Origin of the sequence: Streptomyces sp. NBC_01363, assembly GCF_026340595.1 — a bacterium.
GTDB lineage: Bacteria > Actinomycetota > Actinomycetes > Streptomycetales > Streptomycetaceae > Streptomyces.
This window is the reverse complement of record NZ_JAPEPF010000001.1, coordinates 3,161,878-3,188,586: the sequence shown is the minus strand read 5'-3', so window position 1 is coordinate 3,188,586 and position 26,709 is coordinate 3,161,878. Positions and strand designations below refer to the sequence as shown.

Below are 26,709 nucleotides of genomic sequence, written 5' to 3'. Positions count from 1 at the left end.
GCACCACCGGTACGGAAAAGCTCCGGCGGTGCGGCAGAATCTGGGGCATGGGGATAGTCGCCGGCTTGGACAGTTCTTCCGCCTTCACGCACATCGTCGTCTGCGATACGGACACGGGCGCCGTGCTGCGCCGGGGGTTCGCCGCACACCCCGTCGAAGCGAAGGCCACCGAGGTCGACCCGCAGGCGTGGCTGCTCTCGCTCGGCGAGGCCGCCACCGACGGGCTGCTCGAAGGGGTGCAGGCCATCGGCGTCTCCGCCCAGCAGCACGGTCTGGTGCCACTGGACCGCCAGGGCAATCTCGTCCGCCCGGCGCTGCTCGGCAACGACAAGCGGGCGCAGGTCGCCGCGGCCGATCTGATCGACGGACTCGGCGGGCGGCAGCCCTGGGCCGAGGCGGTCGGGGCGGTGCCGCAGGCCGCGCAGCCGGTGTCGAAGCTGCGCTGGCTGGCGCGGACCGAGCCGGAGGCGGCCCAGCGGGTGGCCGCGGTGCTCCAGCCGCACGACTGGCTGGTCTGGCAGTTGCTGGGGCGTCCCGCCCGGCGGACCACCGACCGGGGTGCCGCGTCCGGCACCGGCTACTGGTCGGCGGACACCGGCTCCTACCGGCCCGATCTGGTGGAGCTCGCGCTCGGGCACCAGGCCGCGCTGCCCGAGGTGCTCGGTCCCGCCGACGCGGCCGGAACGACGCCCGAGGGGCTGCTGATCTCCGCGGGGACCGGCGAGACGATGGCGGCGGCGTTCGGGCTCGGGGTCGGGGTCGGCGACGCGGTGGTGTCGCTGGGCGCGTCGGGCTCGGTCATGGCGGTGCACGACGAGGCGCTGTCCGATCCGACCGGGATGATCACTTCGTTCGCGGACGCGACCGGGAAGCACCTGCCGGTGGTGCACACGTCCAATGCGGTACGGGCGCTGCGCGGGACCGCCGAGATGCTCGGCGTGGAGGGCCTCGACGAGCTCTCCGCGCTGGCGCTGAAGTCCACGCCGGGCGCGTCCGGGCTGGTGCTCCTGCCGTACCTGGAGGGCGAGCGGACGCCGCAGCTGCCGCATGCCGCGGGGACGCTGTGCGGGCTGCGGCGCGAGTCGATGAAGCCGGAGCATCTGGCGCGGGCGGCGTTCGAGGGGATGCTGTGCTCGCTGGCCGACGCGCTCGATGTGCTGCGCGGCCGGGGCGTCGAGGTGCGGCGGGTCTTCCTGCTGGGGGCGGCGGCCGAGCTGCCCGCCGTGCAGGGGCTCGCTCCCGCGCTGTTCGGTACGCAGGTAATCGTGCCGCAGCCCGCCGAGTACGCGGCGCTGGGCGCGGCCCGGCAGGCGGCCTGGGCGCTGGGCGTCTCGCAGGGGACGGCCGATCCGCTCACTCCCCCGGCCTGGCAGGGCGCCGCGGCGCAGGTGCTGGAGCCGGGCGACGAACTGGCGGTCGGGCAGGCGGTGCGTCAGCAGTACGCGGCGACGCGGGACCAGATCCACCCCGGAGCGTTCGACTCCGCGAGCTGAGCAGTCCACCTGTGCGGATATGACCGGGTACACCGGTGGAGATGAACCCCTCCACTTGTGTACTCGGTCTGTTTTTTGACCTGGTCTTGAGTAAAATTACTCGCAGTCGCGGCCCCCGGTGCCGGAAAATGGGTCGACTCCCGCCCTCTGCCGACTCCGAGAGACACGCGTGCTCATAAAACTCCTGCGGGCCTATCTCGGTCCGTACAGAAAACCCATCCTGCTGCTGGTCCTCCTCCAACTGCTGCAGACCTGCGCCAGCCTCTACCTGCCCACCCTGAACGCCGACATCATCGACAACGGTGTCGTCAAGGGGGACACGGGCTACATCCTCGAATTCGGCGGCATCATGATCGCCGTCAGCATCGGCCAGGTGGTCTGCAACATGGGGGCCGTCTACTTCGGCGCCCGTACCGCGTCCGCGCTCGGCCGTGACATCCGGGCGTCGATCTTCGACCGGGTGCAGTCGTTCTCGGCCCGTGAGGTCGGACGATTCGGGGCGCCCTCGCTGATCACCCGTACGACCAATGACGTCCAGCAGGTCCAGATGCTGGTGCTGATGACCTTCACCCTGATGGTGTCGGCCCCGATCATGTGTGTCGGCGGCATCATCATGGCGCTCGGCCAGGACGTCCCGCTGTCGGCGGTGCTGCTCGCGGTGGTGCCGGTGCTCGGCATCGCGGTGAGCCTCATCGTGAAGCGGATGCGTCCGCTGTTCCGCACGATGCAGGAGCGGCTCGACACCGTGAACCGGGTGCTGCGCGAGCAGATCACCGGCAACCGGGTCATCCGCGCCTTCGTCCGTGACGGCTACGAGGAGGAGCGCTTCCGCGGCTCCAACACCGAGCTGACGGATGTGGCGCTGTCCACGGGCCGGCTGATGGCGCTGATGTTCCCCACCGTGATGACGGTCGTGAACGTCTCGTCGATCGCCGTGCTCTGGTTCGGTGCCCAGCGCATCGACAGCGGCGGCATGGAGATCGGCGCGCTGACCGCCTTCCTCGCCTATCTGATGCAGATCGTCATGTCGGTGATGATGGCCACCTTCATGTTCATGATGGTGCCGCGCGCCGAGGTCTGTGCCGAGCGCATCCAGGAGGTCCTGGAGACCGAGTCCAGCGTGGTCCCGCCGGTCAAGCCGGTCCGCGAGCTGGCCGCCCGCGGCCATCTGGAGGTGCGCGGCGCGGACTTCCGCTACCCGGGCGCCGAGGAGCCGGTGCTGCGGGCGGTGGATCTGGTGGCCCGCCCCGGCGAGACCACCGCGATCATCGGATCGACGGGCAGCGGGAAGTCGACGCTGCTCGGGCTCGTACCGCGGCTGTTCGATGTGACGGACGGCCAGGTGCTGGTCGACGGTACGGATGTGCGGACGCTGGAGCCGGCGCTGCTGGCGAAGACCGTGAGTCTCGTTCCGCAGAAGCCGTATCTGTTCTCCGGGACGGTCGCGACGAACCTGCGGTACGGAAACCCGGACGCGACCGACGAGGAGCTGTGGCACGCGCTGGAGGTCGCGCAGGCCAAGAAGTTCGTCACGGCGCTGGAGCACGGTCTGGACGCGCCGATCGCGCAGGGCGGCACCAATGTCTCGGGCGGGCAGCGGCAGCGTCTGGCCATCGCCAGGACGCTGGTGCAGCGCCCGGAGATCTATCTCTTCGACGACTCGTTCTCCGCACTCGACTACGCCACCGACGCCGCGCTGCGCGGCGCGCTCACGCACGAGACGTCCGAGGCGACCGTGGTGATCGTGGCGCAGCGGGTGTCCACCATCCGCGACGCGGACCGGATCCTGGTGCTGGACGAGGGCCGGGTCGTCGGCTCCGGCACCCATCACGAGCTGATGGACGGCAATGAAACGTACCGGGAGATCGTGCTCTCCCAGCTGACGGAAGCGGAGGCCGCGTAATGGCCGGGCCTGGCGGACGCATGATGGCGGGCGGGGCGCCGACCGACCGGTCCATGGACTTCAAGGGGTCCTCGAAGCGGCTGCTGAGGCGCTTCGCGAAGGAGAAGACCCCGCTGTACGTGATGCTGGCGGCCTCGGTGCTGAGCGTCGCCCTGTCGGTGGTCGGGCCGAAGATCCTCGGCCGGGCGACCGACCTGATCTTCGCCGGGGTCGTCGGCCGGGAGATGCCCGAGGGGACGACCAAGGACCAGGCCATCGAGGGCCTGCGCAAGAGCAGCAGCGGCCTGGCCGACATGCTCTCCGGGGTGGACTTCGTCCCCGGTCACGGCATCGACTTCGGTGCGGTGGGCGACGTGCTGCTGGTGGCGCTGGCGGTCTATGTCGGTGCCGGCCTGCTGATGCTGGTGGCGACCCGGCTGTCGATCCGGATCATCAACCGGATCATCTTCCAGCTGCGCGAGGACATCCAGACGAAGCTGTCGCGGCTGCCGCTGTCGTACTTCGACCGGGCCAAGCGCGGCGAGGTGCTCAGCCGGGCGACGAACGACATCGACAACATCTCGCAGACGATGCAGCAGACGATGGGCCAGCTCATCAACTCCCTGCTCACCATCGTCGGCGTGCTCGTCATGATGTTCTGGGTCTCGCCGCTGCTGGCGCTGGTCGCCCTGGTGACGGTGCCGCTCTCGGTGGTCGTGGCCACGAAGGTCGGCAAGCGCTCGCAGCCGCAGTTCGTGCAGCAGTGGAAGGTGACGGGCAAGCTCAACGCCCACATCGAGGAGATGTACACCGGGCACACCCTGGTGAAGGTCTTCGGCCGGCAGGAGGAGTCCGCGAGGGACTTCGCCGAGCAGAACGAAGCGCTGTACGAGGCCGGTTTCAAGGCGCAGTTCAACAGCGGGATCATGCAGCCGCTGATGATGTTCGTCTCCAACCTGAACTATGTGCTGATCGCCGTCGTGGGTGGTCTGCGGGTCGCTTCGGGGTCGCTGTCGATCGGTGACGTGCAGGCGTTCATCCAGTACTCGCGGCAGTTCTCGATGCCGCTGACCCAGGTCGCCTCGATGGCGAACCTGGTGCAGTCGGGCATCGCCTCGGCCGAGCGGATCTTCGAGCTGCTGGACGCCGAGGAGCAGGGCGCCGACCCCGCGCCCGGCGAGCGCGAGCGCCCCGAGGAGCTGCGGGGCAACGTCTCGCTGGAGAAGGTGTCGTTCCGGTACGACCCGGAGAAGCCGCTCATCGAGGATCTGTCGCTGAGCGTCGAGCCGGGTCACACGGTCGCGATCGTCGGCCCGACCGGGGCCGGCAAGACCACGCTCGTCAATCTGCTGATGCGGTTCTACGAGGTGACGGGCGGCCGGATCACGCTGGACGGGGTCGACGTGACGAAGATGTCGCGCGACGAGCTGCGGCAGGGCATCGGCATGGTCCTCCAGGACACCTGGCTGTTCGGCGGTTCTATCGCGGACAACATCGCGTACGGCGCGTCGCGCGAGGTCACCCGTGAGGAGATCGAGGAGGCGGCGAAGGCGGCCCACGCCGACCGGTTCATCCGTACGCTGCCGGACGGCTACGACACGGTGATCGACGACGAGGGCTCCGGCGTCAGCGCGGGCGAGAAGCAGCTGATCACCATCGCGCGGGCATTCCTGTCCGACCCGGTGATCCTGGTGCTCGACGAGGCGACGAGCTCCGTCGACACCCGTACGGAGGTCCTGATCCAGAAGGCGATGGCGCGACTGGCCCATGGCCGTACGAGCTTTGTGATCGCGCACCGGCTCTCCACCATCCGGGACGCCGACGTCATCCTTGTGATGGAGAACGGCTCGATCGTCGAACAGGGCACGCACGAGGAGCTGTTGGACGCCGAGGGCGCATACGCCCGGCTCTATTCGGCGCAGTTCGCGCAGGCGGTCGCCGAAGTCGACTAGGAACACCGCCCGTTCGGACCCGAGGGCCCGCACCGCCGTCCGGCGGTGCGGGCCCTCGTGCCGTCAGTCGAGGTAGCCGCGGAGCTGGTCGGCGAAGGCGTGGTCGCGCAGCTTGCCGAGGGTCTTGGACTCGATCTGGCGGATGCGTTCGCGGGTGACGCCGAAGATCCTTCCTATCTCCTCCAGGGTGCGGGGCCGTCCGTCGTCCAGCCCGTAGCGCAGCTGGACCACCTTCCGCTCGCGCTCGCCCAGGGTCGAGAGCACCGCTTCCAGGTGCTCGCGCAGCAGCAGGAACGCGGCGGACTCGACCGGGGACGCGGCGTCGCCGTCCTCGATCAGGTCGCCGAGCGCGACATCGTCCTCCTCGCCGACCGGGGCGTGCAGCGAGACCGGTTCCTGGGCGAGCCGCAGGACTTCGCCGACCCGCTCCGGGGTGAGGTCGAGCTGGTCGGCGACCTCCTCCGCCGTCGGCTCGTAGCCGTGTTCCTGGAGCATCCGGCGCTGGACCCGTACGACACGGTTGATCAGTTCGACGACATGGACCGGGACCCGAATGGTCCGCGCCTGGTCGGCGAGGGCGCGGGACATGGCCTGCCGGATCCACCAGGTCGCGTACGTGGAGAACTTGTAGCCCCGGGCGTAGTCGAATTTCTCGACGGCCCTGATCAGCCCGAGGTTTCCCTCCTGGACCAGATCGAGCATGGTCAGCCCGCGGCCGACATAGCGTTTGGCGACGGAGACGACGAGGCGGAGGTTGGCCTCGATGAGGCGGCGTTTGGCCATCCTCCCCATGACCACCAGCCGGTCGAGATCGACGGCCAGCCGGGTGTCCGGGTCCGGGGTGCCCGCCAGCCGTTCCTCGGCGAAGAGTCCGGCCTCGACCCGGCGTGCGAGCTCCACCTCGTCGGCGGCGCTGAGCAGGGGGATCCGGCCGATCTCCCGCAAATACTGGCGGAAGAGGTCGGAGGACGGACCGGCGGTCTCCGGACGGCTCCGCGGTTCGGGCACCCGGGGCGACTCCTCCATGAGTGCCTCGGGGGGCTCGGGCGGATCGGTCGGTGTCGGCGGCGGCTCCACCGCGGCCTCCGGATGGCGCACGGCCCGGTTCTGCGCGGGGATGGCCGAGACATGCTCGGTTTCGGTCAGGGTCCGGGTCTGCACGGGGGCGACCTCCAGGTGATCGCTGCCGGACCGCGGGGATGGAGGACCACCGTTCGGTGGGCCGGCCGCGCTCCGATGTCTCAGGCACCGCCCCCCAGTGTGGGGGAAGACACATCGCCGCCACGAGGGGCGTGCGGCGACTTTCTGAGTCCGGTCCGTGACCGGTCGGTTACGCGGGGCGCTGGGGCCTGTCCGGCGGATCGGGCGCGACCCCGGCCGTGATCGCCGGACTGGCCCTTGCCCCGCCGGGCGCTCGCTCAGAGCGCGTCGGCCCCGCTGTTGCGCAGGGACTGGGCGTACTGCTGGAGGACCCAGACCTCGTTCTGCGCGGCCGCCAGATGGTCCGGGGCGACATTGCTGCCGAGGCGGGCGAGGCTGCCCTGGACATCGTCGATCCGGCGGTCGACGGCGCGCAGCCGGACCTGGACGAGCTGCATGCCCGCGTAGGTCTCGTCGATGGTCTTGCCGTGGAAGACCTCGACGGCGAGCTCGGTGACCAGATTGCGCACCGTGTCGTTGGGGGCCGCGTCCAGGACCTGGACCAGGTATTCGCGGGTCTCGGGGACGCCCAGCTCCGCGCCGCCCGCCTCCGCGATGCACTGCCGGACGGCGGCGTACGGCGGGGCGGTGAATTCGTCCATCCCGTAGGCGTCGAAGGCCGGGGAGACCAGGGCGGGCTTCTGCAGGGCGAGCTTCAGCAGCTCGCGCTCGGTGCGGTGGGCGGGGCTGCGGAGGTTGAGCGCGGGGCCCGAGGGGGCGGCGGGGGCCTGGACCTGCTGGTGCTGGTGGCCGCCGCGGGAGGGCGGCTGGGCGGGGCCCCGCTGGTCGCCCCGTTCGCGGGCCCAGCGGGCGAGCTGGCCGACGCGCTTGACGACGAACTGGGTGTCCAGGATGCCGAGCATGCCGGCCAGCTGGACGGCTACCTCGTGCTGCGAGGAGCTGTTCTTGATCCGGGCGACGACGGGGGCCGCCTCGTCGAGCGCGGCGCCACGGCCCGCCGGGGTCTCCAGGTCGTACCGGCCGACGATCTGGCGGAGCGCGAACTCGAAGAGCGGGGTGCGGGGTTCGACCAGGTTGCGGACGGCCTCGTCGCCCTTGACCAGGCGCAGATCGCAGGGGTCCATGTTGTCCGGGGCGATCGCGATGTACGTCTCCGCGGCGAACTTCTGGTCGTCCTCGAAGGCGCGCAGGGCGGCCTTCTGCCCGGCCGCGTCACCGTCGAAGGTGAAGATCACCCGGGCGCTGCCGTTGTCCATCAGGAGCCGGCGGAGGATCTTGATGTGGTCGCCGCCGAAGGCCGTGCCGCAGGTGGCGATGGCGGTGGTGATCCCGGCGAGATGGCAGGCCATGACGTCGGTGTAGCCCTCGACGACCACGGCCCGGCTGGCCTTCGCGATGTCCTTCTTCGCCAGGTCGATCCCGTACAGCACCTGGGACTTCTTGTAGATCGCGGTCTCGGGGGTGTTGAGGTACTTCGGGCCGTTGTCGTCGTCGCGCAGCTTGCGGGCGCCGAAGCCGACGACGTCGCCGGAGGTGTCGCTGATCGGCCACATCAGCCGGCCGCGGAAGCGGTCGATGGGGCCGCGCCTGCCGTCCTGGGAGAGGCCGGAGGTGATCAGCTCCTTGTCACTGAAGCCCTTGCCGCGCAGATAGCGGGTGAGGTGGTCCCAGCCGGCCGGGCTGTAGCCGACGCCGAAGTGGGCGGCGGCCGCCTGGTCGAAGCCGCGCTCGGCGAGGAACTTCCGGCCGATCTCGGCCTCGGGGCTGTCCAGCTGCTCGACGTAGAACTGGGCGGCCACCTTGTGCGCCTCGACCAGCCTGATGCGCTCGCCGCGCTGGTGGGAGGGGTTGTACCCGCCCTCCTCGTACCGCAGGGTGATGCCCGCCTTGGCGGCGAGCCGCTCGACGACCTCCGCGAACGTCAGATGGTCGATCTTCTGCACGAAGGCGATCGTGTCGCCGCCCTCCTGGCAGCCGAAGCAGTGGAAGAGACCCTTGCTCGGGCTGACCTGGAAGGAGGGGGACTTCTCGTCGTGGAACGGGCAGAGGCCCTTGAGGTTGCCACCGCCGGCGTTGCGCAGCTGGAGATACTCGGAAACGACGGCGTCGATCGGGACCGCGTCCCGTACCGCCTTCACGTCGTCGTCATTGATCCTGCCTGCCACGGGTGAAGTCTACGGGTGGGGTACGACAGCCGTGCCGCGTGCCGATGTGATCCGTGGAACCCGGTGGTGCCGCGCGGACCGGCCGGGTCGTTCCGTCCGGGGCCGCCGGACGGAACGGCCGGGCCTGTCCGGCAGGGCTCAGGCCAGGGATTCCAGCGGGACCGACGGGTCCGCCAGCGCGTCCGGGTCGATCTGCCGGCCGGACCGGACCAGTCCCTGCACGGTCTCGGTGACGTCCCACACGTTGACGTTCATCCCGGCCAGCACCCGGCGGTCCTTCAGCCAGAAGGCGATGAACTCCCGCTTCCCCGCGTCGCCCCGGATGACCACCTGGTCGTAGCTGCCGGGCGGCGCCCAGCCCGAGTATTCGAGGCCGAGGTCGTACTGGTCGGAGAAGAAGTACGGCACCCGGTCGTAGCTGACCTCCTGGCCGAGCATGGCGCGGGCCGCGGCCGGGCCGCTGTTCAGCGCGTTCGCCCAGTGCTCCACGCGCAGCCGGGTGCCGAGCAGCGGGTGGGCCACGTTGGCGACGTCACCGGCCGCGAAGATGTGCGGGTCGCTGGTGCGCAGGGAGGCGTCGACGGCGATGCCGCCGCCGTCCGCGCGCGGGGCCATGGCGAGTCCGGAGGTCTCGGCGAGGGCGGTGCGGGGCGCGGCGCCGATCGCGGCGAGCACGTCGTGGGCGGGGTGCTCCTCGCCGTCGTCGGTGCGGACGGCGAGCACCAGGCCGTCCTGGCCGATGATCTCGGTGAGGCGGACGCCGAAGTGGAAGCGGACCCCGTGGTCGCTGTGCAGATCGGTGAAGATCTGGCCGAGTTCGGGGCCGACGACCTGGTGCAGCGGGGTCGGTTCCGGTTCCATCACGGTGACCTCGGCGCCGTACCCGCGCGCCGCCGCCGCGACCTCCAGTCCGATCCAGCCGGCCCCGGCGATCACCAGATGGCCGTTGTCGCGGCCGAGTGCGGTCAGTACGTTGCGCAGCCGGTCGGCGTGGGCGAGGCGGCGCAGATGGTGGACGCCGGCCAGGTCCGTGCCCGGTACGGGGAGGCGGCGGGGCTCGGCCCCGGTGGCGAGCAGCAGCTTGTCGTAGTGGACGACGGTGCCGTCGCCGAGCTGTACGGCGCGGGCCTCCCGGTCGAGCGAGGTGACGGGCTGTCCCAGGTGCAGCTCGATGTCGGCGCCCGCGTACCAGGCGGTCTCGTGGACGAAGACGCTGTCCCGCTCCTCCTTGCCGGACAGATAGCCCTTGGAGAGCGGAGGCCGTTCGTACGGATGGTCCCGTTCGTCGCCGAGCAGGATCACCCGGCCGCTGAAACCCTCCTCCCGGAGTGTCTCGGCCGCCTTCGCTCCCGCCAGTCCTCCTCCGACGATGACGAACGTCCGATGTGCGTCGACCACTTGATGCCTCCTCGGTGCTTGCTGCGCGGCGCCGCCAACTGCGAGCGTCCCGCACGCAGCGTGATGGCGAAAGAGGGTGTACCCCGATCAGGTCACACCCGGGGTCTCTCGTTCGGATCAGGCCGGATCAGGAGGGACAGGGCCTAGTTGGTCAGGGCCAGTCTGCGCGGTGCGGCCCGCGGGACGTGGTACGGCTCGCAGACAAGGCGGAAACGGGACGGATCACCATGGCCTGGGGTGGTGCCGGTCATCGGCGGCGTTCGGTGAGCGCCGCGTGCAGCGAGCGGGCCGAGGCGTCGGTCAGTGCGGCGATCTGATCGACCAGGACCCGCTTGCGGGCCCTGTCGTCGCGGGCGGCGTCGAACAGGGCCCGGAACTGCGGCTCCAGCCCCTCCGGGGCGCGTGCGGTCAGCTCGGCGGCCAGCTCGGCGATGACGATCCGCTGGTCGGCGCGGATCGCCTCCTGTTCGGCGCGCTGCATGACGTACCGGTCGGCGACCGCCTTGAGCACGGCGCATTCGTTGCGGGCCTCGCGGGGGACGACCAGCTCGGCGGCGTAACGGCCGAGGCGGCCCGTCCCGTACGCCTGCCGGGTGCCGCTCTCCGCGGCGAGGCAGAACCGGCCGATGAGCTGGCTCGTCGCGTCCTTCAGCCGGGCCTGGGCGACGGCGGATCCGTCGTAGCCGTGCGGCCACCAGTCCTGGGCGACGAGCCGGTCCAGCGCGTCGGCCAGCTCCTGGGGCTCGGTGTCCGCGGGGACGTAGCGGCCGATGGCGACCGCCCAGATCTCGTTCCGCTCCGGCTCGGCGTAGAGGCAGTCGGGGTCGATGTGCCCGGCGTGCAGCCCGTCCTCGAAGTCGTGCACGGAGTAGGCGACGTCGTCGGACCAGTCCATGACCTGGGCCTCGAAGCACTTGCGGTCCTTCGGCGCCCCCTCGCGGGCCCATTCGAAGACCGGGAGGTCGTCCTCGTACACCCCGAACTTCGGCGAGCCGGGGTCGGTGGGGTGCGCGCCGCGCGGCCACGGGTACTTGGTGGCGGCGTCCAGGGCGGCACGGGTCAGGTTGAGCCCGACGCTGACCAGTTCGCCGGTGCGGGTGTCGGGCACGAACCGCTTCGGTTCGAGTCTGGTCAGCAGGCGCAGCGACTGGGCGTTGCCCTCGAAGCCCCCGCAGTCCGACGCGAAGTCGTTGAGCGCCTGCTCCCCGTTGTGCCCGAACGGCGGGTGGCCCAGGTCGTGGGCGAGGCAGGCCGTCTCGACCAGGTCGGGGTCGCAGCCGAGCGCGGCCCCGAGCTCGCGGCCGACCTGGGCGCATTCGAGGGAGTGGGTGAGCCGGGTACGCGGACTGGCGTCCCAGGCATGGCTGCGGGTGCCCGGGGTGACGACCTGGGTCTTCCCGGCGAGCCGCCGCAGCGCGGCGGAGTGCAGCACCCGGGCGCGGTCGCGCTGGAACGCGGTACGGCCCGGCCGTTTGTCCGGCTCGGTGTCCCAGCGCTGGGCGTCGGCCGCGCCGTAGGGGGCCGTGCCGTGGTCCTGTGTGCCCTGCGTACCGTCCATGCCGTCCATGGTTCCGACAGTAAACGGCCGGACCGACAAGAGGGCTTAGGGGGCGGCCGGGAGATGTCCGTTCATCAGGTTCTCGCTTGCCGGGAGCGTCGGTGCGGTCCTCCGGGTCCCGTCCAGCGCGACGAGTCCGAGCTGGGTGCCGAGCTGTGCGGTGATGCGGGTCAGCAGTTGCGCCGTGCTGTCGAGGGGCAGGGGCTCCTGGGCTGGTGCCGGTGCCGGCTGCGTCATGGTCCGATGGTGCGGGACCGAGGTTGCCGCGCCGTTGCGGGCGGGTGACGGGTCCCGTGGAGCCTCCGTACCGCCGGTTCACCGGGGCCGCCGGGCCGCCCGCTCCGCCGCCGCGTGCCACCACCCCGGGGGCGAGGGTGCCGTGGGGCGGGAGGTGGGCTGGTCGGGGTGGAGGCCCAGGGGGCGCAGTGCCGAGGCGCGGGCGCGGACGGTGATCCAGCCGCGCCAGCGGCCGTCCGGGCCCGGGGCGCAGGCCAGGTCGCAGCGCAGTTCACCGGCGGGTATCGGCATCCAGTCGATGCCCCGCTCCCGTAGTCAGGCGCGGGCGGCGGCAGCCGGGTGCAGGGCACCCTTCAGGTTCTCGTACGCGGCGATCGTCACCCAGTCGTCCTCGGCCCCGGTGCGGTTCATGGCATTCATCCTGCCCGTTCGAGAACCCTTTCGGCCCGTGAATCGTCCGATCATGTGGGACGACGGAGCACGGCACGGAAAAAAGGGGGCTCCCATGCGGGTGAAACGGCCGGGACGACAGCTGCTCGGGCGGTTGCGGCCGCGGTGGCCGCGGACCCGGCGTGGGCAGCGGCGGGCCCTGCAGGGGGTGATGGTCGCGTGTGTGCTCGCGCTGACACCCGTGACCTGGATGTACTCCGTCGCCGACGCCCGGGTCAGGACGACCGCGGACGCGCCCGCGCAGCAGGTGGCCATGGTGTTCGGGGCGGGGCTCTGGCAGGGCAGACCGTCGCCGTATCTCGCCAACCGGCTGAAGGCCGCCGCCGAGCTGTACCGGGACGGGAAGGTGAAGGTCGTGCTCGTGACCGGTGACAACAGCCGCGAGGAGTACGACGAGCCGGATGCCATGCGCACCTATCTCAGGGAGCACGGGGTGCCGGACAAGCGGATCGTGAGCGACTTCGCCGGGTTCGACACCTGGGACTCGTGCGTGCGGGCCAAGAAGATCTTCGGGGTCGACCGCGCGGTGCTGGTGAGCCAGGGGTTCCACATCCGCCGGGCAATCGCGCTGTGCCGGTCCGCGGGGATCGACGCGTACGGGGTGGGCGTGGACGCCGTGCACGACGCGACCTGGTACTACGGCGGGACGCGGGAGGTGTTCGCGGCGGGGAAGGCGGCGCTGGACGCCGTGTTCAAGCCCGACCCGTACTTCCTGGGGCCGCGGGAGCCGGGGATCGGGGAGGCGCTGGCGGCGCACGGGGAGTAGCCCGGGGCTACAGGGAGGTGACCGGAGCGGTCTCGGCCGAGACCCAGGCGAGGTAGCCGGCGCTGCCCCGGAGCACCGGGATCGCGATGATCTCCGGGGTCTCGTAGTCGTGCGCCTCCTGGAGGTGGGCCTCCAGTTCGTCGTACCGCTCGGCCGTCGTCTTGAACAGCAGCTGCCACTCCTCGGTGGTCTCGATGGCGTTCCGCCAGTGATAGACCGAGGTGACGGGCGCGGAGATCTGTACGCAGGCGGCGAGCCGCGCCTCCACCGCGCCCTGCGCCAGGGAGTGGGCCTTCTCCTCGCTGTCCGTCGTGGTCAGTACGGTCAGCCATGCCGGCGTCGTCACCTTCGGCTCCTGCGGGGTCGGTCGCGTGTGTTCCGGTACCCCTCGATTGTCGGGGACGACGCGGCGCGGCGCAGCGTTCCCGGGTCAGACGCCGTACGGTCGGACGGCCTTTGCGTCGCGCAGGGCGTGCCCCCACCAGACCAGCTGGTCGAGCAGCACCTTGGCCGCCGCGTCGCAGCCCGCCGGGTCCCGGTGCCTGCCCTCGTCGTCGAAGAGGGCGCCCGCGTCGTGGAAGGACACGGTCTCGCGGATGCCGACGGTGTGCAGCTCCGCGAAGACCTGCCGCAGGTGCTCGACGGCGCGCAGCCCGCCGGATACCCCGCCGTACGAGACGAAGGCGACGGGCTTGGCCTGCCATTCGGCGCGGTGCCAGTCGATGAGGTTCTTCAACGGGGCCGGGTACGAGTGGTTGTACTCGGGGGTGACGACGACGAAGGCGTCGGCCGCCGCCAACCGGGGCGAAACGGCGGCGAGTCGGGCCTGCGCGTCGGCGTCGGGCCGGTAGGAGAGGGCGACCGGGAGGTCGAGTTGCGCGACGTCGATCAGATCGGTCTCGATGTCGGGGTGGGGGTCGGTGTGGGAGAGGAACCAGTCGGAGACGACGGGGGCGAACCGTCCCTCGCGATTGCTGGCGAGGATGACCGCGACCTTCAGGGGAGCGGTGGAAGGGGTCGTGGGTGCGGTGGAAGGGGTCGTGGGTGCTGTGGTGAGGTCCATACGAAGAGGCTCTTAGGTCAACCATGGTTGAGGTCAAGTCCTTTCGCCGGGCCCCGCCGCCGGGCGTCGCGGCATACGGTGGACGGCATGACGACTCCCCCGCCCGCGCCCTCCCCGTACGCCGAGTTCGACGGACATCCGGCCACCGAGGCGGACCTGCGGATTCCGGCCTTCCTCGGCTACGGCCATTTCACGGCCATGCAGGTCAGGGACGGAAAGGTGCGCGGCCTGGCCCTGCATCTGGCCCGGCTGGACGCCGCCAACCAGGAGCTGTTCGAGCGCGGCCTGGACGGGGCACGGGTCCGCGAACTGATCCGGCACGCGCTGGGGAGTGCCGGGGTGCGGGACGCCTCGGTCCGGGTCCACGGCTATCTGCCTCCGGGCGACGCGGAGACGACCGTCATGGTCACGGTGCGGGGGCCGGCGCGGAAGTCCGCCGAACCGCACGGCCTGATGTCCGTCCCGTACGCCCGCACCGCGCCGCACATCAAGCGGCCCGGCGAGTTCGGCCAGACGTACTACGCGCAGCTGGCCGCCCGCGCCGGGTTCGACGAGGCCCTGCTGACCCTGCCGGACGGTGCGGTGACGGAGGGCGCGATCACCAACATCGGCTTCTGGGACGGCACTTCGGTCGTCTGGCCGGACGCCCCCTGTCTGCTCGGCATCACCATGGCGCTGCTGGAGCGGGATCTGCCCGCCGCGGGGCTGGCGTCCGTACGGCGTCCGGTGACCCTGGACGGGCTGGGCGCGTTCCGGTCGGCGTTCCTCACCAACTCGCAGGGCATCGCGCCGGTCGGGCGGATCGACGACACGGAATTCGCGGTGGACGAGGAGCTGATGAAGCGGATCGGGCAGGCGTACGACGGTGCGCGGTGGGACACGATCTGACGCGCCCCGCCCCGGTGCGGTCGAGCGACCGCACCGGGGCGGGACCCGGGTGGGAGTGGACTACTTCTCCCAGCCGACCGTCTCCGGGAGCGGGCTGTGGAAGATGGTGGCGCCGACGTTGGCGAGGCCCTTCTTCACGCTGTACGTCGAGGGTCCGCTGAACAGCGGCAGGAAGGCGTACTGCTGGAGCGCCTTCCGCTCGACCTTGTTGACCGCCGCGACCTGCTCGTCGAGGTCCGCAATGTCGGCGGTGGCGCGGATCTCCTTGTTCAGGGCCGGCGTACCGGAGCCGGTGATGTTGGAGTCACGGTCCGAGCAGTAGAAGTCGCACAGGTAGCGGGCACCGAACGGGTCCATGGAGCGGTTCCCGGACAGGAAGAGGTCGAACCTGCGGTCGCTGAGGATCTTCGAGAAGTCTGCCTCGTCTGCCTTCTTGACGACGAGCTGGACGCCGACCGGCTTCAGCATCGCGGTGAAGGCGCCGGCGACGGCCTTGTCCAGCGGCTCGTCGCCGAGGATCGTGTAGCCGACCTCCAGCTTCTTGCCGTCCTTGACGCGGATGCCGTCGCTGCCGGGCTTCCAGCCCGCCGCGTCGAGCGTCTTCTTCGCCTCGTCCGGTGCGTACTTCAGGACGGCGGAGACATTGTCCTGGTAGCCCTTCTGGAAGCTGTACAGCACCGCCGAACCGGGCAGCGGTTCCTTGTAGTCGAGCCCCTGGAACTGGATCTTCGCGATCTGGGAGCGGTCGATGCTCTCCTGGATGGCCTTGCGGACGGCCGTGTCCGAGAGGTTTGCCGACTTCGTGTTGAAGTAGAGCGAGTACTCGAAGGGGCTGCCGCCGCTGCGGATCTCCGTCCCCTTGAGCCCCTTGACCTGCTTGAGGCTCTCCGCGTCGATGGCCGAGGTGTAGTCGAGCTGGCCGTTCTTGAAGGCGTTGACCGCGGCCGTCGACTCCAGGTTGACGTAGACGCGCTTGTCGAGCTTGCCCTTCTTGCCCCACCACTTCGGGTTGCGGACGAAGGTGATGCCGCCCGAGTGGGTGTCCCACTTGCCGACGGTGTACGGGCCCGCGCCCCACTCCGGGTGGGCCTTCTTGACGTACGCCTTGTTGAAGTTGGCGACGGTGGCCGCCTTGGGGTGCAGGAAGGTGGTGAACAGGGTCGTCCAGGAGGCGTTGACGCCCTTGAACTCGATGACGGCCTGCTTGGCGTTCTCGCCCTTGTGGACCGAGGAGATCTGGTCGTAGCCGTCGGTGGAGGAGGCGTCGTAGGCCTTGTTCGAACCGTTGTTGGTCTTCCAGGTGGCCTCGATCGCGGTCCAGTCGATCGGGGTGCCGTCGTTGAAGGTGGCCTTCTCGTTGATCGTCAGTGTGACCTTCTGCTTGCCGCCCTCGACGGAGACCTTCACGTCGCTGTAGTAGTCCGGGTTGTACTGCACCTCGCCGGTGGGCGAGTACGTGATCGCGTCGGCGTTGTACCAGGCCCAGACCCGGGACGCGGTCAGGGTGGCGTTGACGTTGAACGGGTTGCCCTGGTCGTCGAAGGTCCCGGCGGTGGTGTACGTGCCGCCGTCCTTGACCCGGTCGTACGGCACCGGGTTGTAGTCGGCCGCGGCCGATGCGGCCTTGGGGGTGTCCTTGCCCGCCGCGTCGGACCCGTCCTTCCCGGAGGAGGCGTCGCACGCGGTGGCTGCGACCGAGACGGCGGCGACGAGGGCGATGGGCAGGGCCAGTCTTGCGCGCATGGCGGAAGGGCTCCTTCTGGTTCGGTGAACGTAGGGACGAGCTGTGTTTGCGGGCGGGGCGGCGCGGTGGCCCCGGAGTGCCGTGAGCGGGCTCAGACGGCGTGACAGGCGTACTGGTGGCCGGGGCGTCCGGCCACCGCCGTCGGCTCGGGACGCTCCGTGCGACAGCGCAGGCGCACGTCCTCGTCGGCGAGGCGGTACAGGGGGCAGCGGTCGACGAAGACACAGCCCGCGGGCGGCCGGGTGGCGCTCGGCTGCTCGCCCTGGAGCACGACACGTTCGCGGACGCGTTCCCGCTGCGGGTCGGGCACCGGGATCGCCGACAACAGCGCCCGGGTGTAGGGGTGCTTGGGATCGGAGAAGATCGTCTCCGTGTCCCCGGTCTCGACGATGTGCCCGAGATACATCACCGCGATGCGGTCGGAGATGTACCGGACCACGGCCAGGTCGTGGGCGACCACCAGGTAGGCGAGCCCGAGTTCGCGCTTGAGCCGGGCCAGCAGGTTGATCACCCCGGCCTGCACCGACACGTCCAGGGCCGAGAGCGGCTCGTCGAGGGCGAGCAGTCTCGGCTCGGTCGCCAGGGCCCTGGCGATGCCGACCCGCTGGCGCTGGCCGCCGGAGAGCGCGGCCGGGAAACGGCCGCTGACCGAGGCGTCCAGGCCGACCAGCGCCAGGAGTTCGTGGACACGGGAGCGGATCGACTCGCGGTCCCGCCCGATGGCCTGGAGGGGTTCGGCGAGCAACTGGAAGACGGGCAGCCGCGGGTTCAGGGCCCCCAGCGGATCCTGCATGACGATCTGTACGTCCTGCCGCAACTCCCGTACCCGGTCGGCGGATTCGACCGTGCCGACATCGGTTCCGGCGATCTCGATCCGCCCGCCCTCGGGCTGCTTCAGCCGGAGGACCTCCAGCAGCGTCGTGGTCTTGCCGCTGCCCGACTCGCCCACCAGCCCCAGGGTCTCCCCGGCGCGCAGCTCGAAGCTCACCCGGTTGACGGCGTGCAGCGTACCGACCCGGCGTTTGAGGAGGGCGCCCTTGGTGACGGGGAAGGTCTTGACGAGGTCCTCGACCCGGAGCACCACCTCGCCGGTCTCCGCGTGCCCGGACCCGCTCGGCAGGTCGCCCGGCCCCACGTCTCCGGCGGGGTCCAGGGTTCCGTCGGCGATCTCGTCCGCGCGCAGGCAGGCGACGTGCCCGTGCCCGGTGATCTCGCGCAGCTCGGGCTCGTCGGCACGGCACGCGTCCTGGGCGACGGCGCAGCGGCTCGCGAAGGGGCAGCCGCCCGGGAGGTCCACGAGGGCGGGCGGCTCCCCGCCGATCGGGACCAGCGGCCGGTGGACCCCGCTGTCCACGGTGGGCACGGCGGCGAGCAGCCTCGCGGTGTACGGCATCGTCGGCCGGCGGAACAGTTCGTCGACTTCCGCGCGCTCCACGAACCGGCCCGCGTACATCACGGCGATGTCGTCGGCGTGGCCGGCCACGACCCCGAGGTCGTGCGTGATGAGGACGAGACCGGCTCCGGTCTCCTTCTGCGCCAGCCGCAGGACGTCCAGGATCTGGGCCTGCACGGTGACGTCGAGAGCGGTGGTGGGCTCGTCCGCGACGAGCACGGAGGGCTTGTTGGCAATCGCCATCGCGATGACGACGCGCTGGCGCATTCCGCCGGAGAACTCGTGCGGGAACGACTTGGCCCGGCCCCGCGGATCGGGGATGCCGACGAGATCGAGCAGTTCGACGGCCTGCTCCCGGGCCGCCCGCTTCGTCAGGTCCTGGTGGACGCGCAGGGCGTCGGAGAGCAGCCTGCCCACGGAGAAGATCGGGGTGAGCGCGGACAGCGGGTCCTGGAAGACCATGCCGATGGAGTTGCCCCGTATCGCGGAGAGCTCCTTGTCGCCGAGGCCGATCAGATCACGTCCGTCGAGCAGCACCTGGCCGCGCAGCTCGGCGGAGGGCGGCAGCAGGCCCATCACGGCCATCGCGGTGGCCGACTTGCCCGAGCCGGACTCGCCGACGATGCCGAGGGTCCGGCCCGGCAGGAGGTCGAAGTCGACGCCGCGCACCGCCTCGACGGGGCCGGCCTCGGAGGGGAAGGTGATCCGCAGGTCCCGCACCGAGAGCACGGGGGTGGCGTCGGTGGGTGCCGGGGATGCGGCCAGGGTCGTGAGAGTCATCGTCGGCCTCCTGCCGCACCGGTCACGGACGTGGGGTCGAGGGCGTCGCGCAGCCCGTCGCCGACGAAGGTCATCGACACGGTGAGCAGGACGACCAGGCCCGCGGGGAAGGCGAAGAGCCATGGGGCGCTCGTGATGGTGCTCGCACCGTCCGCGAGCATCGTGCCGAGGGAGACGTCCGGGGTCTGGACACCGAATCCGAGGAAGGACAGGGCGGTCTCGCTGAGTACGGTCGCGACGACGCCGAGCGTCAGATTGACGATCAGCAGTGAGCCGAGGTTGGGAATGATGTGGCGCAGGATGATGCGCGGTGCGCTGATGCCCATGAACTCGGCCGCCGTCACGTAGTCCCGTTCCCGCAGCGACGTCGAGACGGACCAGATGACCCGCGCGGTGGACATCCAGCCGAACACCGTGAGCACGACGATGAGGACCCGCCAGTCGCCGGCGAGGCGGTGGGAGACCAGGGCGAGGATGAGGAACGAGGGGACGACCAGCAGGAAGTGGATGACGGCGAGTGTCGCCTTCTCCACCCGGCCGCCGAAGTACGCGGCGCTGGAGCCGATGACCGCGGCGACGACGATGGTCAGGACGGAGACGCTCACGGCGATCGCCAGGGAGCGCCGGAGCCCGTGCACCGCGGAGGCGTAGATGTCGTTCCCGCCCTGGTTGGTGCCGAACCAGTGGGTGCCGCTCGGCGGCTGGGTGAGTGCGGCGAAGTCGGCGTCGGAGTACGCGTACGAAGTGAACAGGCCACCGAACACGCTGAACAGCACCAGCAGCACGAAGATCACCACACCGACGACGGCGAGGCGGTTGCGCAGGAAGCGGCGCAGGTAGAGCCGGCCGAGGCCGAGGTGAGAGGCGTCCTTCTTCCCCGCGGGGGAAGCCGGCTGCGTCGCCGGGTCCTCCGCCGCGCCGGACGAGGCGCCGGTTGTCACGTCTGTGGCCACGTCAGTTCACCCTCACTCGGGGGTCGAGGAAGACGGTGGCGACATCCGCGAGGATCGCGCCGATCGCGGTCAGGGCAGCGGCGAAGGCTGCTGTCGCGACCGTGCCGTGCACGTCGTTCTTGCCGATGGTCTGGATGAAGTAGCGGCCCATGCCGTTCCAGCCGAAGATCGTTTCGGTGATGACGGCGCCGGTGAACATGGCCGGGATGCTGAACGCCACGGATGTCGCCGTCGGAATGAGCGCGGCGCGCAGGGCGTGCCTGCGGATCGCCTTGGACCGGGTGAGCCCGGTGGCCTGGGCGGTGCGCACGAAGTCCGCGTTGATCGTGTCCAGCAGCAGCGAACGCTGCGTCAGGTGATACCCGACGTAGCCCATCAGCGTCAGGCTCAGGGTCGGCAGGATCAGATGCAGCAGGCGGTCGCCGATCGTCGGGAGCAGCCCCTCGACGTTGGGTGAGTTCTCCCCGGCCACGTAGAGGAAGTGCAGCCCGGCGTGCTGGTTCAGCCAGATGGCGACGAAGACCACGGCGAGCGCGGCGACGGACGTCGGGATGTTGAACACCGCGATGGACACGGCCTGCGAGATCCGGTCGGCCCAGCCGTACTGCCGCGACGCGGTGTACACGGCCAGCGTGACGCCGATGACCACGGACAGGATGGTCGCGATGATGACCAACTCCCCGCTGATGAGCGCCCGGTAGCCGATCTCCCCGTTGACGGAGACGCCGGTGGGGGACTTGCCCCAGTCGAAGTGGAACACCACCGAGGTGAACCAGTCCCACCACCGGTGCACCAGCGGCTCCTGCGGGTTCAGGTTGTACGGCGCGAGGGCCCGGTCCATCTGGGCCTCGGTGCGGACCGGGCGGAGCTCCTTGAAGTTCGACCGGGGGTCCAGGAACCAACTGGCCAGGAAGTACGTGGCGTTGGTCGCGACCACGATCATCAGGAGCCAGCCGGTCGCCTTGCGGATCACATAGCGCACCATGTCCGGTACCTCCTCCCCGCACGTGGGAGATGCACCTCAGGGGTGCGGGACATAGGAGGCGTGTGCATCTGCGGCGAGGGCTTTCTGAGTACGGAGCGTGAGCACGAATGTGCGAGCGCCAGCTTGGTCCACACCTGTGGCCGGCACCAGCGTTTGGCCGTTCTCGCCACATGGCCGAAATGCTGCCGCAGCAATCGACCGGAAGCCGTGACTGTGCGTGTGCGACCCGATCCCCTCCGACACGAATCCGCCCTCACCGGGTCCAGGGGGGATGGACCCGGCGAGGGCGGTGGCCGGGGGCGGCCTCGTGCACCGTCCCGTGGGGGGTGTGAGACGTGTGCCCGGGACCCACAAGGTCATGCATGTGATGTACGCCACTTTCTTTCGGGACGGCATCACCCGATCGGCACCGGACGGCACGGCACCCGCCCCGGCCGCTTCGATCGCTGCCATGACCTGCACGAATACACCTTGGCAAGGAGGGCGCGCCGGTCCGTTCGAGTGAAAGCTGACTCGGTGTCAGCAGGCATGAGCGGCGGACCGCCCGTTAGCTCGGGGTCAGGACACACCTACTCGCGCCATCGCCGGAGGAACCCCCCATGCGTTCTGTCCGCCTAGTGACCGGAACCGCCGCGTCCGCGGTCGCCATAGCCACGCTCGGCTTCCTCACCGCCGGGCCGCCCGCGTACGCAGGTGATGCCGACGCACTGCGGAGCAGTGCGGCCGAGACCGCGTCACGGACCACCGGCGCTCTCGGGACACGGGCCGACGGCGAGGAAGGCTCGGGCGACGGCACGGGGTCCGGCACAGGCGACGGCACGGGGTCCGGCACGGCCAACCCGTTCAGCCTCGACAACCTTTCCGGCCTCAACCTGCCCTCACTGCTCGACTCCACAGGCGGAGTCGACAAATCGAGCGGGCGCGACAACCCGTCCGGCGACGAGGAAACGGACCGGGGCGAGAGCTCGTCGTCGGAGCGCGACAACTCGTCCCCGTCCGGGCAGGACAGCTCGGGCGCGCGTGAGAGCCGGAGCCCGTCCGAGGAGGAGGGTTCGGGCAAGCGCGACGACTCGTCGTCGTCCGGACGCGACAGCTCCTCGTCGGGGCGCGACGACTCGTCGTCCTCCGGGCACAGCCCCGGTGACGCCCCCAGCGGGCACGTCAAAACCGGAGTCGGCGGCAGCGTCCGGCCCGACACCACCCAGATCGCGGCGGGCGCCGGCGTTCTCGCCGCGGCCGCCGTCGGCGGAGCCTGGCTCCTGCGTCGCCGGGCGAGCGGCACGCAGGGAGCCGGCTGACGGAGACGGATTCACGTCTCCGTACCGCCTGGTCTCCGTCCCGGTGGCCGCGCGCCACCGGGACGGGACCGTTCCCATTCCGTCACCGGGAGGACGACCGTGACCGAGAAGGCCAAGGGCTGGCTGCTGGTCATCGCAACGCTGGCAGGCGTCTGGCTGATCCAGCACGGAGCCGACACCCAGCTGGTCCCGCCCCGGCCGACCGCCGCCCAGGCCTTCGCCGGCGGCCCGGTGCCGCAGCCGGGTTCCCCGGTCGCCGAACCGCTGAAGCCCTCGGCCCCCGTACGCATCCGCATCCCGAGCATCCGGGTGGACGCACCGATGATGCGTCTCGGGCTCGGGTCCGACGGCAGTCTCGATGTGCCGCCGGCCGGGAACCGCAACATCGTCGGCTGGTACCGGGACGGCACTCCCCCGGGCTCCAAGGGCAGCGCGATCGTCGCCGGTCATGTGGACAACGCGCAGGGGCGGTCGGTCTTCTACGACCTGGGCGCCCTGCAGAAGGGCAGCACGGTCGAGGTGGTCCGCCAGGACGGCCGCACCGCCGTCTTCTCCCTCGACGCGATCGAGGTCTACAAGAACGACGACTTCCCCGACAAACGGGTGTACGGCGCCTCGTCCTTCGCCTCGCTGCGGCTGATCACCTGCGGCGGCGGCTTCTCGAAGGAGACGGGATACGAGGGCAATGTGGTGGCGTACGCGCACCTGATCTCCGTCCGGTGAGCCCGGCCACCGGGCATTCGCCGCTCAGGCCGTCCACTGGTCGAAGGCCAGCTTCGCGACCAGCGAGAACACCACGACCAGCAGCACGCCACGGACGAACTCGCTGCCCTTCCTGAGCGCCATGCGCGCCCCGAGGAGCCCGCCCGCCAGGTTGAACACCGCCATCAGCGCGGCCAGTTGCCACAGCACACTGCCCTGGTAGGCGAACATCGCCAGCGCGCCGCCGTTGGTGCAGACGTTGACGATCTTGGCGGTGGCGGACGCCGTCACCAGGTCGAGGTGAAGCACCGCGGTCAGCGCCAGCACCAGGAACGTCCCCGTGCCGGGGCCGAACAGCCCGTCGTAGAAGCCGATGCCGCCGCCGACCAGCACGATCGCGGTGACGGTACGGGCCCCGGTGACCCGCTGCCGCGCACCGTCGTCCGTGTCCCGGCCGAACGAGGGCCGCAGCATCACGAACGCCGCGACAGCCAGCAGCACCACCATGATCACCGGCCGGAGCACCTCGCTGCTGATCCCGGCGGCGAAGAACGCGCCCGCCATCGATCCGGCCAGCGCCGCGAGCCCGATCCGCAGCGCGGTCCCGACCTTCACCGGTGCCTTGCGCACGTACGTCACGGCGGCGCCCGACGTACCGACGATCGCGACCGCCTTGTTGGTACCCAGTACCTGAGCGGCCGGGACGTGCGGCAGCCCCAGGAGCAGCGCGGGCAGCAGAAGCAGTCCGCCGCCCCCGACCACCGCGTCGATCCAGCCTGCGGCGGCTGCGGCGAGGCAGAGGACGACCAGGGCGGTAAAGGTTATGTCGGGCATGATCGCGACCCTAAGGACGCGATCCGTGCCCCGTCCATCCGATTGAGCCAAACTGAGCTTCCCGAGCGGCCGTACGCTGGGCCCATGAGCCAGGGCTGGAACGCGAACGACATCCCGGACCAGAGCGGCCGTACGGCCGTGGTCACCGGAGCCAACAGCGGCATCGGCCTCAACACCGCCCGGGAGCTGGCCCGGCGCGGGGCGCGGGTCCTGCTCGCCTGTCGTGACGAGACGCGCGGCAGGGAGGCCGAGTCCCGCATCCGGAAGGCCGTGACCGGCGCGGACGTGGCGTTCGTACCGCTCGATCTGGCCGATCTGGGCTCGGTGCGCGCGTTCGCCGCGACGCACGTACCCGACCGGCTCGATCTGCTGATCAACAACGCGGGCGTGATGGCCCTCCCGTACGGGACGACGGCCGACGGCTTCGAGAGGCAGTTCGGCATCAATCACCTCGGGCACTTCGCCCTGACCGGGCTGCTGCTCCCCAGGCTCCTGGACACCCCCGGTGCCCGCGTGGTGACCGTCTCCAGCGGGATGCACGCGCTGTCCGACATCGACATGGGAGATCTCAACGGCGAGCGGAACTACCGCCGCTGGATCGCCTACGGCCGCTCGAAGACCGCCAATCTGCTCTTCGTCCACGAGCTGGCGCGACGGCTCACGAAGGCCGGCTCCCGGCTGGTGGCCGCCGCCGCGCACCCGGGATACGCGGCCACCAATCTGCAGTCCGCCGCCGCCCGGATGGAGAACCGCAGGACGGTGGAGCGGGTCTTCGAGCTCGGCAACCGGATCATCGCCCAGCCCGCTTCGGTCGGTGCGCTGCCCACGCTGTACGCGGCCACCGCGCCCGGCGTGCGCCCCGACTCGTTCACCGGGCCGGCACTGCTGGGCTGGCGCGGCGCGCCCGCCCCCTCCTGGCGGGCGGGCTGGACGCGCGACGACGTGACGAGCGAGCGGCTCTGGGTGGCGTCCGAGCAGCTCACGGGGGTGACGTATCCGGACCTCGCCCCCTGAGCCCTAGCTCTGGACGGCCGCCGGGTCCATCCACACGACCTCCCAGATGTGGTTGTTCGGGTCCTGGAAGGAACGGCCGTACATGTGGCCGTAGTCCATCGTCTCGTTGGCAGGGGATCCGCCGGAGGCGAGGGCGGTGTCGACCAGCTCGTCCACCTTCTCCCTGCTCTCGGCGCTCAGGGCGAGGATGACCTCGGTGGACTTCGAGGAGTCGGCGATCTCCTTCTTGGTGAACTCCTTGAAGCGCGGCTCGGTGAGGAGCATCGCGAAGATGGTGTCGCTGATGACGAGACACGCGGTGTTCTCGTCGGTGAACTGCGGGTTGCAGGAGAAACCCAGCTTGCCGAAGAAGGCCTTGGCCGCTTCGAGGTCCTTGACCGGCAGGTTGACGAAGATCATCTGAGGCATGGCCGCTTCGCTCTCTCTGTTGTTCGAACGTGTACGACTGGTAGACGGCGGGGCTTCCCGGAACTCATCGCTGCCCGCGAAGAAAATTCTGCCGCCCCGGAGCCCCGCCCGCATGCCGCCCCGGAGAGCCCCGCCCGCATGCCGCGCCGACGCGCCCCTGCCACCGGGTGTCTCCCGCCTCAGGACATGGCGAGCGGTGCGCCGCCCCGGAGCAGCGATCCACCCAGGGGCGTGAGCGTGTGCAGGACCGAGCCGCCGTGCCGCAGGGTGTGGATCAGGCCCGCCTCGCGCAGCACACAGGCGTGCTGGCTCGCCGAGGCGAGGGACACTCCGGCCCGGAGAGCGAGCTCGCTGGTCGTGCAGCCGTTCCCTATGGCGCTCAGGACCGTCGAGCGGGTATTGCCGAGGAGCCGGCCGAGCCAGGGGCCCGGTTCGGCGAAGACCGGGGCGCGGGAGTGGGTGACCGGGTAGACGAGGACCGGCGGGAGCCGCGGATCGCGGTAGACGACCGGGGTGACGCGGCAGAAGAAGGACGGCTGGAGCAGCAGCCCCCGCCCGTCCAGACGGACCTCGCGGTCGACGGGGTAGTCCGCCTCCAGCACGGGGGGCCGCCAGCGGATCATCGGCGGGAGCGAGGCGAGCAGTTCGTGCGCGCCGCCGTCCAGGAGGGCGCGGCCGCGTACGGCGCGGTCGGCCTCGACGCTGGCCCGGATGTGCGGCCAGTACGGCTCGATGGCGGCGCGGTGGTAGCCGTGCAGGACGTCGACGAGCCGGCCGAGCGGTTCGGCGCGGTTGTCCGGGGAGCGGACCGCGTCGCGGCGTTCGGCGCCGAGCAGGGCGAGTTCGGCGAGGACCCGGCCGGGCGGGGTGCCGCGTAACGCCGCCATACCCGCGTCGATGCCGTACGGTTCGCCGCTTTCCTGAGAAGGCGTCAGAAAATCCGGGAAATAGCCGCGCGGTGGTATCACCGCGGACAGCAGGCGTACTTCACCATTCAACCGACGTCGGGTTTCCGTACGCCATTTCCCGAACACCGCGGAACCGCGCCGGTCCCTCAGCCGATGGAAACTCAGAGTGGTTTCCCACAGCGCGTCCGGCCGGGTGGCCATCCGCACTCTGGAAAGGTCCGCTCCGGACATATGGATACGCAGCACCGGTCCCCCACCTGTTGCACCTGCAACTACCCCCACCCCAGGGTAGGTGATCCGTAACAGCACGTCACCACGGGGTTTCGGCCAGAGGTGAAACGCCTCGCACCGACCCGCCTTCACCCGAAAAGCTGTACGGCGTCGGGCACGAATCCGGCACCACCGGAAGGGCGAGTGAAGGCCGTGGGGGGTTTCGCTCACCCGGCGGCGGTGGGCGCCGGTGCGGCACCGTACCCGACGGGGGTAACCCGGGTGCGGTCCATGGATGGGGATCCATGGACCGCATCCCGGTCCGTTCCCGGCCTAATTCTTTGCTTATTGAACGAACTCTGTCTCATGGGTGAAGAAAAGGAACAACGTCGAACAACGATTTTCCCCAGAACAAAACGAGACGGCGGCACCCCCGCACAGGGTGCCGCCGTCTCCGGGTGTTCCGG

Annotated in this window: 23 protein-coding genes; 8 read left to right on the top strand and 15 right to left on the bottom strand. The window is 70.5% G+C overall.

Annotated elements, in window-relative coordinates:
* The first annotated feature begins 47 nt into the window (after window positions 1–47).
* From OG611_RS14675 to OG611_RS14665, 3 genes are all read left to right on the top strand, one after another.
* Complete coding sequence (locus OG611_RS14675) at window positions 48–1,493, top strand: FGGY family carbohydrate kinase (protein ID WP_266419532.1); 1,446 nt, start codon at window positions 48–50, stop codon at window positions 1,491–1,493.
* A gap of 169 nt (window positions 1,494–1,662) precedes the next feature.
* Window positions 1,663–3,396 (top strand): ABC transporter ATP-binding protein, encoded by a 1,734-nt coding sequence (locus OG611_RS14670; RefSeq protein ID WP_266419530.1) that lies wholly within the window; start codon window positions 1,663–1,665, stop codon window positions 3,394–3,396.
* Window positions 3,396–5,327 carry an ABC transporter ATP-binding protein gene (locus OG611_RS14665; protein ID WP_266419527.1) on the top strand — a complete coding sequence of 644 codons (1,932 nt, stop codon included), beginning with the start codon at window positions 3,396–3,398 and terminating at the stop codon, window positions 5,325–5,327. The genes OG611_RS14670 and OG611_RS14665 overlap by 1 nt, the downstream gene beginning before the upstream one ends.
* Before the next feature lie 63 nt (window positions 5,328–5,390).
* Here OG611_RS14665 and OG611_RS14660 read toward each other — a convergent pair whose 3' ends face one another.
* The 6 genes from OG611_RS14660 to OG611_RS14635 form a co-directional block, all read right to left on the bottom strand.
* Window positions 5,391–6,503 carry an RNA polymerase sigma factor gene (locus OG611_RS14660; protein ID WP_266425864.1) on the bottom strand — a complete coding sequence of 371 codons (1,113 nt, stop codon included), beginning with the start codon at window positions 6,501–6,503 and terminating at the stop codon, window positions 5,391–5,393.
* 242 nt (window positions 6,504–6,745) lie between these two features.
* Complete coding sequence (gene dnaG / locus OG611_RS14655; RefSeq protein WP_266419524.1) at window positions 6,746–8,653, bottom strand: DNA primase; 1,908 nt, start codon at window positions 8,651–8,653, stop codon at window positions 6,746–6,748.
* A 138-nt stretch (window positions 8,654–8,791) separates the two neighbouring features.
* Window positions 8,792–10,051 carry an NAD(P)/FAD-dependent oxidoreductase gene (locus tag OG611_RS14650; protein ID WP_266419521.1) on the bottom strand — a complete coding sequence of 420 codons (1,260 nt, stop codon included), beginning with the start codon at window positions 10,049–10,051 and terminating at the stop codon, window positions 8,792–8,794.
* 247 nt (window positions 10,052–10,298) lie between these two features.
* Complete coding sequence (locus tag OG611_RS14645) at window positions 10,299–11,618, bottom strand: deoxyguanosinetriphosphate triphosphohydrolase (protein ID WP_266419518.1); 1,320 nt, start codon at window positions 11,616–11,618, stop codon at window positions 10,299–10,301.
* 36 nt (window positions 11,619–11,654) lie between these two features.
* A complete protein-coding gene (locus OG611_RS14640) occupies window positions 11,655–11,846 on the bottom strand; it encodes a hypothetical protein (RefSeq protein WP_323180189.1) in 192 nt (63 codons plus the stop codon).
* Between the two features lie 78 nt (window positions 11,847–11,924).
* Entirely contained in the window at window positions 11,925–12,137 is a 213-nt protein-coding gene (locus tag OG611_RS14635; RefSeq protein ID WP_266419516.1) for a hypothetical protein, read from the bottom strand.
* 214 nt (window positions 12,138–12,351) lie between these two features.
* On the opposite strand from OG611_RS14635, the gene OG611_RS14630 reads away from it, so the two are divergent.
* Window positions 12,352–13,062, top strand: coding sequence for a vancomycin high temperature exclusion protein (locus tag OG611_RS14630; protein ID WP_266419514.1), 711 nt, complete (start codon window positions 12,352–12,354; stop codon window positions 13,060–13,062).
* A gap of 7 nt (window positions 13,063–13,069) precedes the next feature.
* Here the strand turns inward: OG611_RS14630 and cutA are convergent, their stop codons facing one another.
* Window positions 13,070–13,408, bottom strand: a complete 339-nt coding sequence (cutA, locus tag OG611_RS14625; RefSeq protein ID WP_266419510.1) for a divalent-cation tolerance protein CutA — start codon at window positions 13,406–13,408, stop codon at window positions 13,070–13,072.
* Window positions 13,409–13,492: 84 nt separating this feature from the next.
* A complete protein-coding gene (locus OG611_RS14620; RefSeq protein WP_266419507.1) occupies window positions 13,493–14,125 on the bottom strand; it encodes an NADPH-dependent FMN reductase in 633 nt (210 codons plus the stop codon).
* Window positions 14,126–14,212: 87 nt separating this feature from the next.
* Between OG611_RS14620 and OG611_RS14615 the strand changes: the two genes are divergently transcribed.
* Window positions 14,213–15,013: an aminotransferase class IV family protein gene (locus tag OG611_RS14615; protein WP_266419505.1), complete on the top strand. Its 801-nt coding sequence runs from the start codon at window positions 14,213–14,215 to the stop codon at window positions 15,011–15,013.
* A gap of 60 nt (window positions 15,014–15,073) precedes the next feature.
* Here the strand turns inward: OG611_RS14615 and OG611_RS14610 are convergent, their stop codons facing one another.
* From OG611_RS14610 to OG611_RS14595, 4 genes are all read right to left on the bottom strand, one after another.
* The gene (locus tag OG611_RS14610) at window positions 15,074–16,756 is read right to left on the bottom strand and encodes an ABC transporter family substrate-binding protein (RefSeq protein WP_266419502.1); all 1,683 of its coding nucleotides are present in this window, start codon (window positions 16,754–16,756) and stop codon (window positions 15,074–15,076) included.
* A gap of 92 nt (window positions 16,757–16,848) precedes the next feature.
* Complete coding sequence (locus OG611_RS14605; RefSeq protein ID WP_266419499.1) at window positions 16,849–18,930, bottom strand: ABC transporter ATP-binding protein; 2,082 nt, start codon at window positions 18,928–18,930, stop codon at window positions 16,849–16,851.
* Window positions 18,927–19,766: an ABC transporter permease gene (locus OG611_RS14600; RefSeq protein WP_266425862.1), complete on the bottom strand. Its 840-nt coding sequence runs from the start codon at window positions 19,764–19,766 to the stop codon at window positions 18,927–18,929. Before OG611_RS14600 ends, OG611_RS14605 begins: the two co-directional genes overlap by 4 nt.
* Window positions 19,767–19,884: 118 nt before the next feature.
* Entirely contained in the window at window positions 19,885–20,868 is a 984-nt protein-coding gene (locus OG611_RS14595) for an ABC transporter permease (RefSeq protein ID WP_266419496.1), read from the bottom strand.
* A gap of 599 nt (window positions 20,869–21,467) precedes the next feature.
* Between OG611_RS14595 and OG611_RS14590 the strand changes: the two genes are divergently transcribed.
* A complete protein-coding gene (locus OG611_RS14590) occupies window positions 21,468–22,166 on the top strand; it encodes a hypothetical protein (protein ID WP_266419492.1) in 699 nt (232 codons plus the stop codon).
* Window positions 22,167–22,265: 99 nt separating this feature from the next.
* Window positions 22,266–22,889, top strand: a complete 624-nt coding sequence (locus OG611_RS14585) for a class F sortase (RefSeq protein WP_266419489.1) — start codon at window positions 22,266–22,268, stop codon at window positions 22,887–22,889.
* A 24-nt stretch (window positions 22,890–22,913) separates the two neighbouring features.
* On the opposite strand, the gene OG611_RS14580 is transcribed toward OG611_RS14585, so the two are convergent.
* Window positions 22,914–23,702: a TSUP family transporter gene (locus tag OG611_RS14580; protein ID WP_266419487.1), complete on the bottom strand. Its 789-nt coding sequence runs from the start codon at window positions 23,700–23,702 to the stop codon at window positions 22,914–22,916.
* A gap of 84 nt (window positions 23,703–23,786) precedes the next feature.
* Between OG611_RS14580 and OG611_RS14575 the strand changes: the two genes are divergently transcribed.
* Window positions 23,787–24,716 carry an oxidoreductase gene (locus OG611_RS14575; protein WP_266419484.1) on the top strand — a complete coding sequence of 310 codons (930 nt, stop codon included), beginning with the start codon at window positions 23,787–23,789 and terminating at the stop codon, window positions 24,714–24,716.
* Window positions 24,717–24,719: 3 nt separating this feature from the next.
* Here the strand turns inward: OG611_RS14575 and OG611_RS14570 are convergent, their stop codons facing one another.
* Entirely contained in the window at window positions 24,720–25,124 is a 405-nt protein-coding gene (locus OG611_RS14570) for a VOC family protein (RefSeq protein ID WP_266419481.1), read from the bottom strand.
* Window positions 25,125–25,303: 179 nt separating this feature from the next.
* Complete coding sequence (locus tag OG611_RS14565; protein ID WP_266419478.1) at window positions 25,304–26,278, bottom strand: helix-turn-helix transcriptional regulator; 975 nt, start codon at window positions 26,276–26,278, stop codon at window positions 25,304–25,306.
* Window positions 26,279–26,709: the final 431 nt, after the last annotated feature.

Bases quoted from the DNA above. Each gene is read 5' to 3' on its own strand.
- OG611_RS14675 (WP_266419532.1), top strand. From the start codon at position 48: ATGGGGATAGTCGCCGGCTTGGACAGTTCTTCCGCCTTCACGCACATC.
- OG611_RS14665 (WP_266419527.1), top strand. From the start codon at position 3,396: ATGGCCGGGCCTGGCGGACGCATGATGGCGGGCGGGGCGCCGACCGAC.
- OG611_RS14645 (WP_266419518.1), bottom strand. From the start codon at position 11,618: ATGGACGGCATGGACGGTACGCAGGGCACACAGGACCACGGCACGGCC.
- OG611_RS14640 (WP_323180189.1), bottom strand. From the start codon at position 11,846: ATGACGCAGCCGGCACCGGCACCAGCCCAGGAGCCCCTGCCCCTCGAC.
- OG611_RS14635 (WP_266419516.1), bottom strand. From the start codon at position 12,137: ATGCCGATACCCGCCGGTGAACTGCGCTGCGACCTGGCCTGCGCCCCG.
- OG611_RS14630 (WP_266419514.1), top strand. From the start codon at position 12,352: ATGCGGGTGAAACGGCCGGGACGACAGCTGCTCGGGCGGTTGCGGCCG.
- OG611_RS14620 (WP_266419507.1), bottom strand. From the start codon at position 14,125: ATGGACCTCACCACAGCACCCACGACCCCTTCCACCGCACCCACGACC.
- OG611_RS14615 (WP_266419505.1), top strand. From the start codon at position 14,213: ATGACGACTCCCCCGCCCGCGCCCTCCCCGTACGCCGAGTTCGACGGA.
- OG611_RS14610 (WP_266419502.1), bottom strand. From the start codon at position 16,756: ATGCGCGCAAGACTGGCCCTGCCCATCGCCCTCGTCGCCGCCGTCTCG.
- OG611_RS14605 (WP_266419499.1), bottom strand. From the start codon at position 18,930: ATGACTCTCACGACCCTGGCCGCATCCCCGGCACCCACCGACGCCACC.
- OG611_RS14595 (WP_266419496.1), bottom strand. From the start codon at position 20,868: ATGGTGCGCTATGTGATCCGCAAGGCGACCGGCTGGCTCCTGATGATC.
- OG611_RS14590 (WP_266419492.1), top strand. From the start codon at position 21,468: ATGCGTTCTGTCCGCCTAGTGACCGGAACCGCCGCGTCCGCGGTCGCC.
- OG611_RS14580 (WP_266419487.1), bottom strand. From the start codon at position 23,702: ATGCCCGACATAACCTTTACCGCCCTGGTCGTCCTCTGCCTCGCCGCA.
- OG611_RS14575 (WP_266419484.1), top strand. From the start codon at position 23,787: ATGAGCCAGGGCTGGAACGCGAACGACATCCCGGACCAGAGCGGCCGT.
- OG611_RS14570 (WP_266419481.1), bottom strand. From the start codon at position 25,124: ATGCCTCAGATGATCTTCGTCAACCTGCCGGTCAAGGACCTCGAAGCG.